This is a genomic window from Octadecabacter arcticus 238 (assembly GCF_000155735.2).
Taxonomy (GTDB): Bacteria; Pseudomonadota; Alphaproteobacteria; order Rhodobacterales; family Rhodobacteraceae; genus Octadecabacter; species Octadecabacter arcticus.
Genome location: NC_020908.1, coordinates 4450429 through 4465875, shown reverse-complemented (window position 1 = coordinate 4465875; position 15447 = coordinate 4450429). Strand labels below are relative to the sequence as shown.

Annotated in this window: 11 protein-coding genes and 4 pseudogenes; 10 read left to right on the top strand and 5 right to left on the bottom strand. The window is 56.6% G+C overall.

Going from position 1 to position 15447, the window contains the following annotated elements; genetic code table 11:
* Positions 1-160: 160 nt before the first annotated feature.
* Together OA238_RS33110 and OA238_RS30715 are read left to right on the top strand one after the other, a co-directional pair.
* Positions 161-355 (top strand): hypothetical protein, encoded by a 195-nt coding sequence (locus OA238_RS33110; RefSeq protein ID WP_187293105.1) that lies wholly within the window; start codon positions 161-163, stop codon positions 353-355.
* A gap of 129 nt (positions 356-484) precedes the next feature.
* Positions 485-733 (top strand): annotated as a pseudogene (locus OA238_RS30715) (IS6 family transposase); the annotation flags it as partial.
* On the opposite strand, the pseudogene OA238_RS34180 reads toward OA238_RS30715, so the two are convergent.
* From OA238_RS34180 to OA238_RS23150, 3 genes and pseudogenes are all read right to left on the bottom strand, one after another.
* Positions 731-1693: pseudogene (locus tag OA238_RS34180) on the bottom strand (Mu transposase domain-containing protein); the annotation flags it as partial. The pseudogenes OA238_RS30715 and OA238_RS34180 sit on opposite strands and share 3 nt — an antisense overlap.
* A gap of 72 nt (positions 1694-1765) precedes the next feature.
* Positions 1766-2098, bottom strand: a complete 333-nt coding sequence (locus tag OA238_RS23155) for a DHCW motif cupin fold protein (RefSeq protein WP_015497087.1) — start codon at positions 2096-2098, stop codon at positions 1766-1768.
* A gap of 1 nt (position 2099) precedes the next feature.
* Positions 2100-2609 (bottom strand): MarR family winged helix-turn-helix transcriptional regulator, encoded by a 510-nt coding sequence (locus OA238_RS23150; RefSeq protein WP_187293104.1) that lies wholly within the window; start codon positions 2607-2609, stop codon positions 2100-2102.
* A gap of 111 nt (positions 2610-2720) precedes the next feature.
* On the opposite strand from OA238_RS23150, the gene OA238_RS23145 reads away from it, so the two are divergent.
* The 8 genes and pseudogenes from OA238_RS23145 to OA238_RS23110 all read left to right on the top strand — a co-directional run bounded on the left by OA238_RS23145 (position 2721) and on the right by OA238_RS23110 (position 13381).
* A complete protein-coding gene (locus OA238_RS23145; protein ID WP_015497085.1) occupies positions 2721-4790 on the top strand; it encodes a hydantoinase/oxoprolinase family protein in 2070 nt (689 codons plus the stop codon).
* 1 nt (position 4791) lies between these two features.
* The gene (locus OA238_RS23140; RefSeq protein WP_015497084.1) at positions 4792-6552 is read left to right on the top strand and encodes a hydantoinase B/oxoprolinase family protein; all 1761 of its coding nucleotides are present in this window, start codon (positions 4792-4794) and stop codon (positions 6550-6552) included.
* Between the two features lie 55 nt (positions 6553-6607).
* Positions 6608-7714: a sugar ABC transporter substrate-binding protein gene (locus tag OA238_RS23135; protein WP_015497083.1), complete on the top strand. Its 1107-nt coding sequence runs from the start codon at positions 6608-6610 to the stop codon at positions 7712-7714.
* Positions 7711-9249 (top strand): sugar ABC transporter ATP-binding protein, encoded by a 1539-nt coding sequence (locus OA238_RS23130; RefSeq protein ID WP_044037464.1) that lies wholly within the window; start codon positions 7711-7713, stop codon positions 9247-9249. The genes OA238_RS23135 and OA238_RS23130 overlap by 4 nt, the downstream gene beginning before the upstream one ends.
* Entirely contained in the window at positions 9236-10198 is a 963-nt protein-coding gene (locus OA238_RS23125) for an ABC transporter permease (protein ID WP_015497081.1), read from the top strand. Before OA238_RS23130 ends, OA238_RS23125 begins: the two co-directional genes overlap by 14 nt.
* On the top strand, positions 10195-11451 hold the full coding sequence (locus tag OA238_RS23120) for an allantoate amidohydrolase (RefSeq protein ID WP_051076562.1): 1257 nt from the start codon (positions 10195-10197) through the stop codon (positions 11449-11451). The genes OA238_RS23125 and OA238_RS23120 overlap by 4 nt, the downstream gene beginning before the upstream one ends.
* Before the next feature lie 460 nt (positions 11452-11911).
* A pseudogene (locus tag OA238_RS23115) lies at positions 11912-12255 on the top strand (transposase); the annotation flags it as partial.
* 145 nt (positions 12256-12400) lie between these two features.
* Positions 12401-13381, top strand: a complete 981-nt coding sequence (locus OA238_RS23110; RefSeq protein WP_015497078.1) for an IS5 family transposase — start codon at positions 12401-12403, stop codon at positions 13379-13381.
* Positions 13382-13438: 57 nt separating this feature from the next.
* Here the strand turns inward: OA238_RS23110 and OA238_RS23105 are convergent.
* A pseudogene (locus OA238_RS23105) lies at positions 13439-13869 on the bottom strand (IS6 family transposase); the annotation flags it as partial.
* Between the two features lie 126 nt (positions 13870-13995).
* The gene (gene regB / locus OA238_RS23100; RefSeq protein ID WP_015497077.1) at positions 13996-15378 is read right to left on the bottom strand and encodes a sensor histidine kinase RegB; all 1383 of its coding nucleotides are present in this window, start codon (positions 15376-15378) and stop codon (positions 13996-13998) included.
* Positions 15379-15447 lie beyond the last annotated feature (69 nt).

Sequence of the window (15447 nt, the reverse complement as noted above, 5' to 3'; positions counted from 1 at the left end):
AGACCACTTCAAGCCAACAGTTGAGGCTCTTACCGAACGCTTCGGCGCGTCAATCAAGGTCACGACCCTACCACCCAAGAACGCGGTCCTGGGCCCCGACGCGGCTCAAAACCCGAGCATTCGGGACCAACATATTGCCGCCATAGCTGCCCACGGTCGGATGGCTTGGCAGAAGTCATCCGGCTATAATCAGCGCAGCCGCATCGAGACGCAGATCGGCCGTTGGAAGGTTGTCATCGGGCACAAGCTCAAGGCGCGCACCTTCGAAAATCAGAAAACAGAAGCCAAGATTGGCGTCCGCGTGCTCAACCAGATGACCGAACTTGGCAGGCCCAATTTCGAACGCACCGCCTGAATTCCGTCTCGGGTAGGGCGCGTTCCGACCTCTTCATGCGGTTCTGTCGCAAAGTTTTTTGTCTTTCGCGGTGACGCGTAATGGCGCAATAGTTTGTGGGCAACCATAACGGGTAAGGGATGTAGAGCCATGATCGATTTCAAGGGTATGCACTTCCCGAAGGGCGTGATCCTTTTCGCGGTCTTCTTTTATCTTCGCTACCCAGTCTCGTACCGTGATCTTGAAGAGATCATGGAGGAGCGTGGCGTTGATGTTGATCATGGGACGCTGAACCGTTGGGTAGTCAAGTTTGCACCTCTGATGGCGGTACAGGCTCAGTCCCGCAAGAAGCCGACCGCCGTATCTTGGCGCATGGACGAAACATACATCAAGGTTAAGTGTCACCTCGACATGAGGAAGCGCTTTCTCTGACGGACCGAAGAGTGCCCGCAAGGCAGTTATGTCAGGCGGACGCTTCTGGCGCAGATCTTCCTCAATCTGGGCAGCCAGTTCCGCCTCGCATCCACGGTCGTGGGCTAACGCCAGAAGGTCGACGGTCATGCGGCAAGCCGCCTTCTCACCGCCTTCTTCCAAAAGGCTTGTGAACATGTCGCGGAACGCTCTGCGCGGGAACAACTGATCCCGATAGACCAGCCCCATCAACGCCATGGGCTTCTTACGCAGGGAATGAATGACATGATGGTAGTTGACCACGTGGCCATGACTTCCAGTACTGGATGGACGACCACGCGGCACTGTCATCAAAGCAGTTCCCCCCAAAAACAGCTCCAGACGATCGTCATAGAGGCGGATCCGCAGGTGATGGCCGATCAGCCGAGAGGGCACAGTGTAAAACACTTTGCGCAAAGTGAAACCTCCCGAGGATGTGACGCGCAGTGTGACTTCTTCGTAATCTGTGGTTCGACCGGCAGGCAAAGGCTTCAGACATGCCCGCTCAACATCGATGCGTTTTGCATTGCGCGCGTTGATCCGCCCTACAATCTCATCAATGAAGCGTCGGTAGGCAGATAAACCCTCGAAGTCGCGTGAACCGCGCATGATCAGCGCGTCCTCGATCGCCCGCTTCAAGTGCCCATTGGGGCTTTCAATGGAGCCGTTCTCATGTGCAACGCCCTTGTTGTTGCGGGTTGGCGTCATGCCGTAATAACTGCAAAGGGCTTGGAAGCGGTCCGTGAGGTCGGCCTGGGCGGATTTATCCAGGTTCTTGAACGCCGCCGACAGACTGTCAGTGCGATGGTCGTAAGGTGCGCCTCCGAGTGTCCAAAGGGCATTCTGCAACCCTTCCGCCAGTGCGACATAGCTTTCGCCGCCCAGCACGATATGGGCATGTTGGAACCCATCTATGCAACACGGCTGTTGTTTGAACTACCCCCCCCACAATAATGCATGCTTCCCAGACACACCAGTGTGTCAGTCCACGATAAACACCTGACAGCCCTGTGTCGTGCGCACGCGGTGCGCGGAATCACCATTATTAGACACGCAAAAGCTGTTGCCGGATTTCATCGGCACTTCGCGGCCGTCAGCCAGTTCAACCACCAGTTCCCCCGAGATCACATGCAGGACATGGCCACGGTCACACCAGTGATCCGCCAGGAAATCAGGCCCATAATCAACAACGCGGACCCGCAAATCGCCCGAGTCAAAGCAGCGCCAGTATGATGTTCCGGTGGTGCCGGGATATTCCTGCGGTGTTACGGCATCCCAGTCAAGGCAGGTGAACGGCGTGGCAGGCAATTGCATCTCAGATCTCCTGAGTAACATGTGTAGCGGGCTTCATAGTAGTGGTGTGTAGCAGGCCGGAGCCGGAGCCGGTGGCGATCTTGCGGGCAAGGTCAAAGAACGTCTCGCGCTCCTGCTTTGAAAGAGGGGCGAACAGTTCTTCCTGCCGCAACACCGACGTGGCTCGAATCTTGGCCAACACATCCTCGCCCTCTGGCGTTGCAAACATCTTTTTCTCACGCCCGTCTGTGGCCGAGATGCGCTGCTCGATCAGCCCGCGTGCCTCCAGAAGCGATGCTGCGCGGCTGATCGTGTTTTGGGGGCGCGGGAACAGCGCTTTGATCTCCTTGGCGCGAATGCCTGGGAACATCACGACAGAAAACAGCGTGGACCACGCATGAACAGGCATCTGATAGGTTCGCTCAATATACCGGTTGGTCACCGCGTTGTTGCCCAGCACGATGTAACTTACTAGCATCAGGTACCGCAGGTCGGACTGAAATATGGCGTCCAGTTTTTCTTGTTTACTCATAGGGTCATTTCTTATGCGATTGCGATCCTGTTGACCATTGGTACAGGATTTTTCTTGCAAGATACATCCATTTGGATCAATCTCATCGTAACGTGAAGAGGGAGAGACAGAATGATCGTGCTGGGCGTGGACGTTGGCGGGACTTTTACGGACTTTGTTCTGGCCGATCTGGAAAAGCAGGAACTGACAATTCACAAGACGTCCTCCACCCCTGCAAACCCAGCGATTGGTGTGGTGAACGGACTCAAGGCAATCTGCGAGAAGGCCGGGATCAGAATGGCTGATATTGATTCGTTGTTTCATGGCACAACCGTCGGAACCAACGCGATGCTGGAACATGACGGCGCCGTCACAGGCATGATCACCAATGCAGGCTTTCGCGATGTGCTGCACATCGGTCGCCACCAGCGACCGCAGCACTACTCGATCATGCAGGATCTGCCTTGGCAGAACCGCCCGCTGATCCGGCGCCGCCACAGGCAGACTGTTGCAGGCAGACTGGACGCGGCAGGTCAGGAACTGATCCCGCTGGATGAAGCCGCTCTGCGCAGCGCGGCGCGAACGCTGTTGGAACAAGGCGTCGAGGCGGTGCTGGTGGGTTTCCTATTCTCTTACGTCAATCCGGCTCATGAACAGCGCGCTGCCCAGATCCTGCGCGAGGAAATGCCGGACGTCTTCGTAACCACATCGTCCGATGTCGCCCCGCAGTTTCGCGAATTCGAGCGCTTCACCACCGGTGCGATGTCGGCCTTTATCGGACCCAAAGTGCGTCGCTATATCACGCAGCTACAAGAAGAGCTGACCGCGCAGGGCCTCAAGGGTGAACTCCGTGTGATGACGTCGTCGGGAGGTGTGGCGACACCGGAGATGATTGCGCAAAAACCCGCCTCCACCCTATTGTCGGGGTTGGTTGCAGGGGTGCGTGGCGGGGCATGGGTTGGCAGTCATATCGGCGCGAACAGGCTGATTACTCTCGATATCGGCGGGACCAGTGCGGATATCGGTATCGTTATGGACGGACGGTTGACCGAAGCGGATGCGCGAAGTGCATCGATTGCCGGTTTTCCGGTGATGTTGCCGATGATTGACATTCACACTATCGGCGCCGGGGGCGGATCCATTGCCCATGTGGATCGCGGGGGTGCGTTCCGGGTCGGTCCGGAAAGTGCGGGCGCTGATCCGGGACCTGCCGCCTATGGAAAAGGTGGTGAAAGGCCTACCGTGACTGATGCCAACCTCTTGCTGGGGCGCCTGGCGGCCGAGAATTTTCTTGGTGGCGATATGAAGCTGGATGTGGAAGCCGCGCGTCGGGTGATCACGACGCTTGCCGATCAACTGGGTCGCACACCGGAAGAAACGGCCGAAGGCGCGCTGACGGTGCTGAATTCCAATATGGCCAACGCCATCAGGTCGCGCACGGTGCAAAAGGGTATCGATCCGCGCGATTTCACGCTCAGCGGGTTTGGCGGGGCAGGTCCGCTGCATGCCGCCGAAGTGGCAGGCATGCTGGGCGTGCGCCGTGTGTTGATCCCGCCGCATCCCGGCATCACTTCGGCAATGGGGTTGTTGACAGCGGACCTTGAATATCACGCGCTGCGCACTGCGTTTGCCGTCAAGGGCGCGGTTGATCATGCGCGCCTGACCGGGCTTTTTGACAACATGGAGGCCGAGTTGAACGGCATCTTTGACCGTGACGGCGTGCCGGATACCAAAAGACGGATGTTGCGCGAAGGTGATTTGCGATATGTTGGGCAGGGCTACGAGCTTAAGATCGACATGCCCGACGGGGTATTGGACGACGCCGCGCTGGAACAGGTCTGGCAGGATTTTCATGACCGCCACCGCGCCGAATATGGTCATGCTTTTGAAGCAAGTCCGATCGAGATTGTGACCATCAAAGTGCGCGGTCTGGGTGAAGTGGACAAGCTGGGCACCCCGCCCGAAATCTCGGTAACGGGCGACGCCACACCGGTGGGTCAGAGGCGCTGTGTCTTCCGTATTGCAGAAGAATTGCAGACATTTGACACCCCCTATTATGACCGGGCGTCATTCCCGGTGGGGCACTGTATGGACGGCCCCGCGATCCTGCTTCAGACCGACAGCACCACAGTTGTGCCCCCCGGCTGGCGGTTTCATGTCGATAAGTTTGCCAATGTTCTAATGACCCGCGAGGAGGCATAAGATGCAGACTAGAATTGATCCTTTCCTTGCCGCTGTAATCCACGGCGCACTTGAAAACATCGCTATCGAGATGGGTCACAAGCTGATGCGGATGAGCTATTCCAGCATCATCCGCGAGTCCGAAGATTTTGGCACGGCGCTGACCGACGCCACGGGGCGGCAGTTGTGTGAATGTACCATGTCAACGCCGCTACAATCGGGGCCGATACCGGGCTATATCGAGGGTGTTTTACGCGAACTGGCCGGTCGCGGTGATACGATCAGGCCGGGTGATGTGTTTATGCACAATGATGCCTACGGCGGCGCGTCCCACGGACCGGATGTTGGGTTCATCGTGCCAATATTCTACCGCAATGTCCTCGCGGGATTTTCCGTCACCACGGCACACCATCTAGACATCGGCGCGCTGACGCCGGGCAGTTGCGGGATCGTAGATGCGGTGGATTGCTATGCCGAGGGGCTGCAATTCAAAGCCGTGCGGGTCTATGATGCAGGCAGGAAGGTGGAGCCGGTCTGGCAAATCCTGCGCAGTAATATCCGCATTGCCGATCTGGTTGTTGGTGACATGGAAGCGCAGGTCGCCGCCGCGCGGATTGGTGCGGACCGCTACAGCGCTCTGTTGGACCAATACGGTCTGGAAACGGTCACAGGTGCCTATGAGGACCTGCTGGATTATTCCGAAAAGATGATGCGCAGCGCGATTGCCGCGATCCCTGACGGCAAATACAACGCCCGCACGTATATCGACGGTTATCTTGATAGCGATGATCCGGCCCTCAAGGAGCTTCCGATAGAAGTGACATTGACTGTCAAGGGGTCCGATATGCATGTCGATCTGACGGGTACAGCCCCGCAGACGCCCAACAAGCCCATCAACATGCCACTAGTCGGGACTGTGGATTGCGCTGTCTGGCTGACGTTGCGCTCGATTCTGCTGGACAGTGACAGTTTCGGGACGATCCCACAGAATTCAGGTTTGACCCGCCCGATCACGATTTTCGCCCCCAAGGGATGTCTGGCCAATCCGGTTTTTCCGGCACCTGTCATTGCACGGTTCTGTCCCGGTAATGCCTTGGCCGACACGGTGATGAAGGCTATAGCACCTGCCGTGCCGCAACAGGTTAGTGCGGGCATCGGCAACCTGCGAGTCATGGCGTTTTCTGGAACCACAAATGCCGGTCCCTGGGTTCATATGGAAATCATGGAAGGTGCCTATGGCGGTCGCTACGGCAAGGACGGGATGGACGCAGTCGATACGCTTTATGCCAACACCCGCAACAATCCAGTCGAGGATATCGAAAGCCATCTGCCACTGCGGGTCCTAAATTACGAACTGCGCGAGAAAGTTGCCGGACCGGGCCAATGGCGCGGCGGCATCGGATCAATCCGTTCGTTTGAACTGCTTGAGGACGGTGCCGTGTCTGTCGAAGGGGATGGCCAGCGGTTCAACCCCTGGGGCTTTGCTGGGGGGTCGGACGGATCACCCGCCAATGTCGATCTGATCCGCGCCAACGGCAAGGTCGAGGCGCTGCCCTCCAAAATTCCCTATCGCCAGTTGAAGAAGGGTGACCGCATCACCGCCTATGGCCCATGTGGCGGCGGGTATGGCAACCCGATGCTGCGCTCACCGCAGGCCGTTCTGGATGATGTTCTGGACGGGTTGATAGACGATCAGGCCGCAAAGAGCAAATACGGCGTGGTGATCCGCGACGGAACCACGGTGGATAATGAAGCCACAGAAAAATTGCGCGCCGCCAGTTAGAAGCGGGCGCGTTGGGCAGGACCAAACCATAACCAACAATTTCGGAGAAACGAACATGAGACGGACCCTAAAAACTACCGCGATGATGTCGGCAGTGTTGCTTGCGACAGCGATGCCCGCACTGGCGCAAGACGGCGTGGCAAACGCACAGGCCAATATCGACACCTATTCCGGCATCCCTGATTTCGTGGCACCCGGAGAGCCCTTTGATGCAAAGACCTGCATGGCGGGCCAGTCGATCCTGACGATCCCCGCTTCCAGTGCCATTCCATTCATCAAGACCATTGCCGATCTAAAGAGCAAGCTAGCTGAAACGCTTGGGTTCAAGCATGAGCAATGGGAGAATCAAGGCAATCCAACCCAGTGGATTCAAGGCATGGAATATGCCGGGAACAATGGGTTTGGTTTAATTTCCCTACTGGCTGGAGCAGATCCGCGGTTCTTTGAACCACAGGTCAAAGCGGCGCAGGGCAAGGGGTTGAAGGTTGTCAGCTCTCACCTGACCGGACTTGAACTGGCGGCACCCGCGGGCGTGGACGGCAATACCGCCATCGACTACAAGCAAGCGGGTAAGCTAATGGCAGACTGGACCATTGCGCAGACCGGTGGGAAGGTGAACGCCCTCATCTTGGTTTCAAACGAGGCGCTTTCGACTGACAGCCTGACCGACGGTTTGACAGAAGCCTTCGCGGAAAATTGCCCGGACTGTAAATTTGATATCGTCAATGTGCCGATTGTGGATTGGGCAACCAAAATACAGCCGACGGTACAGGGCAGACTGCAAGCAGATGCGGGGATCAACTATGTCATCCCGATCTACGATAGCATGTCGACCTTTGTAACACCTGCCATCGCAATTGCAGGCAAACGCGACAGCGTCAAGGTGGTCACTTTCAACGGTACGCCCTTTGTGCTCGACCTGATCCGCGAAGGTACGGTGGAAATGGACATTGGAGAGAACCTTGATTGGATTGCGCATGCAATGCTGGACGCCGAAATGCGTCTATTGTGCGGTTTCGCGCCGATTACCGACAGCAAGGTGCCCTTGCGGGTATTTACGTCAGAAAACATTGCCGAAGTCGGCGAACCTGCAGATCCGGCGATGGGATACGGCGATGCTTATGTGCAGGGTTACCGCACGCTTTGGATGTTGGACGAGTGAGGACGAATGACGCCCCGCGCCTACAGGTGCGGGGCGTAACCAAAACCTTTGGCGGGGTCTGCGCGCTTGATGCAGCCGACCTTTGCATCATGCCGGGCGAAGTGCATGGGCTGTTGGGCACCAACGGGTCGGGCAAATCGACCATGATCAAGGTGCTTTCAGGCTTTCATGCACCCAATGGTGGCGCGTTGGTGATTGATGGCCGCGCTGTTGCGCTGCCGATGCCGTTAGGGCGCAGCGAGGCGCATGGGCTGGCGTTTGTGCATCAGAACCTTGGCCTGCTGACAGAGGCGAGCGTGCTGGAAAATCTTATTGCGGGGGATCACGAGCGGCTGAACCCGTGGCGGATCAACTGGCGGGCCGAGGCGGATCGCGCGCGCGATCTGTTCGCTGAATACAAGCTGAACCTGTCGCCCGATCAGACCGTTGCCGACCTGTCGCCGGTAGAGCGCGCGCAGCTTGCCATTGTGCGGGCCGCCGATCGGGTGCGCGAACACCGCGACCATGGCGCTGGGGGGGTACTGGTGCTGGATGAACCGACGCCGTTTCTGCCACAAAAAGATGTAGCCGCGTTGTTTACGATTATTCGACAGCTCAAGCAAAGCGGCGTTGCGATCATCTTTGTCAGCCATGATATCGACGAAGTGCTGGAAATAACGGACCGGTCTACTGTTCTGCGCGATGGTAAGGTGATCGGTGTTTTCGACACGGCAACGACGGACCGCGATACGCTGGTGCATGCCATCGTCGGTCGGGCTGTTTCCGGGAAACGTCGGGTTTCCACGCTTGTCAGAGCGCCAGCGATTGCGCGGGTGAGCAAATTGACGGGCCGTCGGCTGGTTGATGTATCCCTTTCGGTCCAGCCTGGTGAGATTCTGGGCCTGACGGGTCTGATCGGTGCTGGCCACGATGCGGTGCCGTTGCTGTTGGCGGGTGCCGAGCGGGCAGAGTCAGGCACTTTGACGCTGGACGGGCGTGATTTTGATCTCACGACAATGCGCCCGGCTGAGGCCATCACGGCGCGCATTGTTTTTATTCCTGCTGACCGGCAACGACTGGGTATCGTACCCGATCTTATGCTGACGGAAAACGCGATGTTGCCGTTATTGGGGCGCAGCGTGTTTCTGCGACACGACAGACTGTTCCGGGAAACCGCCGATCTGCTGAAACATTTCGCGGTCAAGGCCAATCATCCTAGGCAAGTGGCATCGGAGTTGTCGGGGGGCAACCAGCAAAAGCTGGTGCTTGGCAAATGGCTGCAACTACAGCCGCAACTGGTTTTGCTGGACGAGCCAACGCAGGGTATCGATGTTGGTGCGCGACAGGAAATCTATAACCGCTTGGCCGAAGTTAGCGCGCAGGGCGGCGCGGTGATTTGCGCCACCTCCGAATTCGACCAGCTGGAGGCGATTGCGCATCGGGTGTTGGTCTTCGACCGGGGCCGGATCAAAGCCGAATTAACAGGTGATGACGTGAACAAGGTCGCAATCGCCAAAGCGTGCTACGAGGGAGCGGTCAGCCATGCAGCAGCTTGATTGGAAGTATCAGTTCGAACGGTTCGGGCTGGTGATCGTCTGGATTGGCTTTATTGCGCTTTTCGGGGTGATGCGTCCGGATACCTTTCTGACATGGTCGAACTTTTCCACAATTTTCGGATCAGAGGCGGTGTTGGTAATTGTCACGTTGGGTCTGATTATTCCACTCACGGCGGGTGATTTTGACCTGTCTATCGCGCAGGTGCTGACACTTGTGTCGATGAGCACGGCCCTCATGGATGCGCGTATGGATGTGCCGCTGCTGATTGTGATCCCCATTGCGTTGGCCATCGGGGCGTTGATCGGGTTTATTAACGGCGCGATCACGCTCTACTTTCGGGTGAATTCTCTGATTGTGACATTGGGTGTTGGCACGTTTCTGCATGGTGTGACTCTGTGGATCGGTAATTCGCAGACAATTTCCGGTGTATCTCCGATGCTGATGGAATGGGTGATCATCCAGCGGGTGTTTGGCATTCCCATAGCCTTTTACTATGCGATGATGCTGGCCGTTCTGATCTGGTACATGCTGGGCTATACCGCTTTCGGGCAGCAATTGCTGTTCACTGGTCGCGGGCGCGAGGTGGGGCGTCTGACAGGGGTTGCGGTGGGGCGGGTACGGCTGACGGCATTCGTTTTGTCGGGTATAATGGGTGCCATCGCCGGCATTCTCTATACAGGCACCACCGGATCCGCCAATCCCAGTTCCGGTACGTTTCTGTTACTGCCTGCTTTTGCCGCGGCATTTCTCGGGGCGACTTGCATAAAACCGGGACGGTTCAATCCGTGGGGGGCCGTCATTGCCGTCTATTTTCTAGTGACCGGTATCAACGGGTTGTCCGTGCTGGGGTTTCGCACTTTCGTTCAGGATTTGTTTTATGGCGGCGCACTGGTGCTGGCGCTGATGGTGTCGCAACTGGTGTCAGGTCGCAAGGAGCGCAGCTTGTGAGTGATGTAACGCGTGGCAGAAACGCCATCCCGATCAATTCCGGACGGCTGTGGGCACGTCACATGCAGCTGGCCCAAATAGGTGCGATCGGGGAGACTGGCAACTGTCGTCTGGCGCTTTCGGATGAAGACACGCAGGCGCGCAATCTGTTTGCCGGTTGGTGTCGTGATGCAGGTCTGGTGCTACACAGTGATCGAGCAGGGAACATGTTCGCGGTTCGTCGCGGGCGCGAGCCGGACAGGGCGATTGTGGCGGCGGGAAGTCATCTTGATACGCAACCACATGGCGGACGATTTGACGGCATTTCAGGCGTGTTGGCGGCGCTGGAGGTGGTGGAGGCGCTGAACGACGCGGGAGTGGAAACCGACGCGCCACTGGCCGTTATCAATTGGACCAACGAGGAGGGCGTGCGTTTCGCGCCGGGGTTGCTGGGGTCGAACTGGTACGCAGGCGCGATCGATGACGTCACGCTTGACGGTATTCGCGCAGCCGACGGCGTGGGCTTTGCGGACGAAGCCGCGCGCAGCGGCTGGCTCGGGGTTATGCGCCCGGCCGATCTGCCGATGGATTCGTTTTTCGAACTGCATATTGAACAGGGGCCTGTATTAGAGAACGCAGGCGTTCAGGTCGGAGTTGTTACTGCGGTTCAGGGTTTGCAGTGGCTGGATGTTGCGGTGACCGGTATGGACGGACACGCAGGCACCACGCCCCTTGATGGGCGTCGCGACGCGTTGCTTGCAGCTGCGGCGATGCTGGTTGCAATCAACGATGCCGGACGGTCTGAGGGCTCCGAAGCACGGGTCAGCGTTGGCCGACTTGTTCCAGCAACAGACGGGCCAAGCACGATTGTGGGCGCCGTGGAGTTCGTCATCGACATACGCCATCCCGATATCGAGGTATTGGAGCGCTTGCAGGCAGCCTGTACTGACCAATGCCAGAGAAAAGCCGCGCAATATGGCTGCACAGCGGTGGTATCACGGCGGTTGTCGGTCCCCCCGCGCGAATTTGATGCTGATTGCATCGCGGCAGTGCAAAATGCGGCGGACGAATTGGGATTCACCAACCGGAAAATCGCTAGCGGCGCGTTGCATGATGCCTCCAACATCGCTGCAATGGTCCCGACCACAATGATATTTGTGCCGTGCCGCGACGGCATCAGTCACAATATCGATGAATACGCCTCACCCGAAGATCTAGCGGCGGGGTGTGAGGTATTGCTACATGCAATGCTTTCGCGCGCTGGATTGAGCTAAAGCATCATGTCCCAAAGTTGATCAGGCACCACCGTTGCCGCCGGGGCGAAAAGGTGGCGGAGTCATCAGCATATCAGTTACTGCCGCTGGAAGCTCGCCCATCAGATCTTTGCGGGACGGCATCCCGCCGACAAAAGGCAACAACTGATGGCGCGCAACGCCAAGGATGCGGCGCAATTGGGTTCCTTAGCATAAAGGTACGAAACCCGACATAGCGTTTGCGGTATGACATTGGATTGACTGGGTTTTTCTTGTTTTTACATCCCCCATTTTTGCACTGATTTTATGCTGCCTTTTTCGGGGGCAGTATTCTGAGGGTATCTTTGAGCTTTTCTTCAGAGAAATCATATTCCCCGAGCATGTTAACCCGCATTCCCCAAGTAACTCGACGTTTTCGCGCCTCTGATTGCCAGTAATGTGTTTTATTTCAGCATGTTAATTGGGCCGGAGTTTGCGGATTATGGATCACCCAGAGGGTGCAGGCAAAACGGGTGATGGGCGGCTTGGTTTTGACCGCGGGTGCGGCTGAAATTTCTTGGCACGCAGCTCAGTTCCGATGGCGGTTTGCTGGTGATGCGCGAGTTGGATGACGTGCTCGGATTGTCTAATCTTGCGTCGGGTGCGCTCAATAACAACCGCCGGGGCAAGAAAACCGTTCACCGGCTCGGGGGGATTTTTCGACAATCGGTCTATGGTCTGCTTGCGGGCTACGAGGACGTCAACGACGCAGACCGACTGGCCCTTGATCCGGTCATGCGCCAGGTTGTCGGTGGCCGTGCAGTCGAGGTGCAGGCAGCATCGGCTGTAGCGCGACAATCACGGTGAGAATCCAGCGTCAATCAGGATGATAACGGAGGGTTGGTGCGCAACGTCATGGCAGCATTCGGCGTTGTTGCATGGACCCCAGCGGGTCTGCTATACACCCAGCTTGCTAACGACTTGGATATTCATGATGCCGCACAAATTCAACGCTTTCCGCCGCCACAAGTTTGAAAAGAAGCGACAGAAGGTCACCAACTGGCGAGTGTACAATCAAGGCCTGCGTCAGCGCGGGGATGTGATAATTTGGTTGAGCCCTGAGGTTGCAGATAAGTGGCTTGCCGACAAACGGCAGACGCCAGGCGGCCAACCGACATTCTCTGATATGGCCATATCAGTATGCCTGACGCTGGGTATGGTTTTCAAACAACCTTTGCGGCAGACGCAAGGATTGGTCGGCAGTTTGGCGCGGCTTATGGGACTGGATGTTCCCATTCCGGATTTCTCGACCCTCTCGCGGAGAGGTGCGGGGCTCAGCATACCAGAAAAATCCAAAGCCCAAAGGGCCGGCCCAATCGAATTAGTTGTTGATAGTACGGGTCTGAAGATATTTGGTGAAGGCGAATGGTTGCAGAACAAGCATAAAACAAAGCCCAAACGTAAGTCGTGGCGCAAGCTGCACCTTGGACTGGATATCACAACTGGAGATATCGTTTGCTCCGATTTGACAAAAGACAACGTGGGCGACCCAACTGCTTTGCCCGAACTTCTCGATCAAATTGACGCTCCTGTTAGCCGCTTTTTGGCAGATGGCGCCTATGATGGCGATCCTACCAGCGATCTGCTTGTGGACCGTTTTGGTGAAGCGATAGAGATTGTAATCCCGCCTCCGATCACGGCCGTTCTCAGCCTCGATGCTGCCCGTGATCCAACGCCCCGAGATAAACACATCGCGGAGATTCGAGACAAAGGGCGCCTGGCATGGCAAGTTAGCAGCGGCTACAATCACCGGAGCCGAGGCGAAGCACAAATAGGCCGCTGGAAGATGGTCATCGGCCCCAAACTGAAAGCTCGGAACTTTCCAAACCAAAAAACTGAAGTCAGGATTGGGACTAACATTCTCAACAAAATGAACGGGCTTGGCCGTGCCAAGTACGAGGCTGTTGCATGACCTGAATTATGGGTAAGGGCAATCTTGGACTTCGCCACATCCATGCAACACGGCTCTTTGCAGACCCGCCAGATTGGCGCCGCTCTTGTCGATAACGACACGGTCAGGCACGCCATTCGTGCCAATCGCGCGCTTGAAAAACCGACGGGCCGCAGCCTTGTCGCGACGCTCAGACAGCATGAAATCAAGGGTTTTCCTGTGTTGTCGACCGCCCGGTAATAGTAGGTCCACCGTCCCTTAACCTTGATGTAGGTTTCATCCATGCGCCAAGATACGGCGGTTGGCTTCTTGCGGGACTGCGCTTGTATCGCCATCAGTGGCCCAAACTTAACCACCCAACGGTTCAAGGTTGCATGGTCAACTTCAGCCCCACGCTCCTCCATGATTTCTTCCAGGTCGCGATAGGAAACTCCATATCGCACATAGAAATAAACCGCGTACAGGATTACGCTCTTAGGATAATGGGCTCCCTTGAAATCAACCGACATCCGATACACCCTGTTGCTTGCTTGTTTGAGAACCATGTCGCAAAATCAGCCAACAAACGAAAGATCCCAAAAGTTTGCGACAGAACCTTTCAAGATGCGTCTATTAGATTAACTGTCGGTTAATACTCAGGTAATCAACGTATTGTCACCCAGCGCGCCACGGGATGTTTCTGCTCGCGCTTCGACGCTGGCACGCGGCCATTTTACCGTTACGATTGCGCCGCCACGATGTCCAGAAACCGCGCGCGCGCTGCCGTTTGCGAAATTCAGCGTTGCGCCAGATCGTTCCAAAAGCGTCTTGGCAATAAACAGACCAAGCCCCATGCCTTCATATCCGGGGCGCCGCACGCGTCCTTCTTGGGAACGTCGCCGTCGTACAAACGGTTCACCAATACGTCCAAGAACCGAATTCGGAAAGCCGGGGCCATCGTCGCTGATCCGAAGGCTGATGATGTCGTCGGTCCAGCTGATTTCAACCAAGACTGCGTTTTGTGCGAAATCCACGGCGTTCTGAACGAAATTGCGGATTCCATGAATGATCTCTGGCCGCCTAAAAATGTCTGGCTGACGAGATTCATCATTTTTAGGTGGAATAGTCTCAAATTTGACGATCTTGCCGCGTCCAAGATGTGGCTCGCTCGCCTCTCTCACGACGGTCTCGATGGGCGCTTGGCGCATCAAAAGGTCCTCTTTGCCGGCACGCCCCATAGAACGCAGGATGTCGCGGCATCGATCCGCTTGTTCACGGATCAAAATCGCGTCTTCGCGCAACTCGTCTTGATCACCAAGTTCATCAATCAACTCGCTGCTCACGAGTTTGATGGTCGCCAAGGGCGTGCCAAGTTCATGGGCGGCGGCGGCGACAACACCACCAAGGTCGGTCAGTTTTTGTTCCCGTGCGAGGGCCATTTGCGTTGCTACCAAAGCCTCGCTCATAGAGAGTGTTTCTTGGGTAACTTGACGGGCGTAGATACCGATGAAGACGACGCCGATGACCAGCGCGACCCAGAATCCAAAGACAAACAAGTCGGGCAAAATTAGCGATTCACCCGATGCCGTCATGATTGGAAAGCTCACGAACCACAGCAGCGTCACGATTCCCAACGCGATTGCCCCAAGGATCAGCGTGCTGCGCAGCGGAAGGATCGTCGATGCGACAGTCACAGGGGCAAGCATCAACAACGCGAACGGATTGTTCAGCCCGCCGGTCAGATACAACAGCACCCCAAGCTGCGCGAGGTCGAAGCCGATCATCAGGTCGGCCTCCCTTTCCGACAGGCGACGACTTTCTGGGTAAACGAAATAAAAGACGATGTTCATGAGAACAGGCAGGCCAATCACCATGGCGATCAGCCCGACCTCAAGTGAGAGGTGGTAAATATAGGTTGCGACCAGAACCGCACCGATTTGTCCTGCCACAGCATACCAACGCAACTGGGCGAGCGTGCGGACCCGCACCCAATTGCTGCGTTTTTCGTTCTGAAATACGTCGTGTTCCATCTGCGCCATAATGCCCTAATTAACTTTTGCGACTTACCCTTCTAACATGGTGCGCATAATTACAGATCAATCGCGACC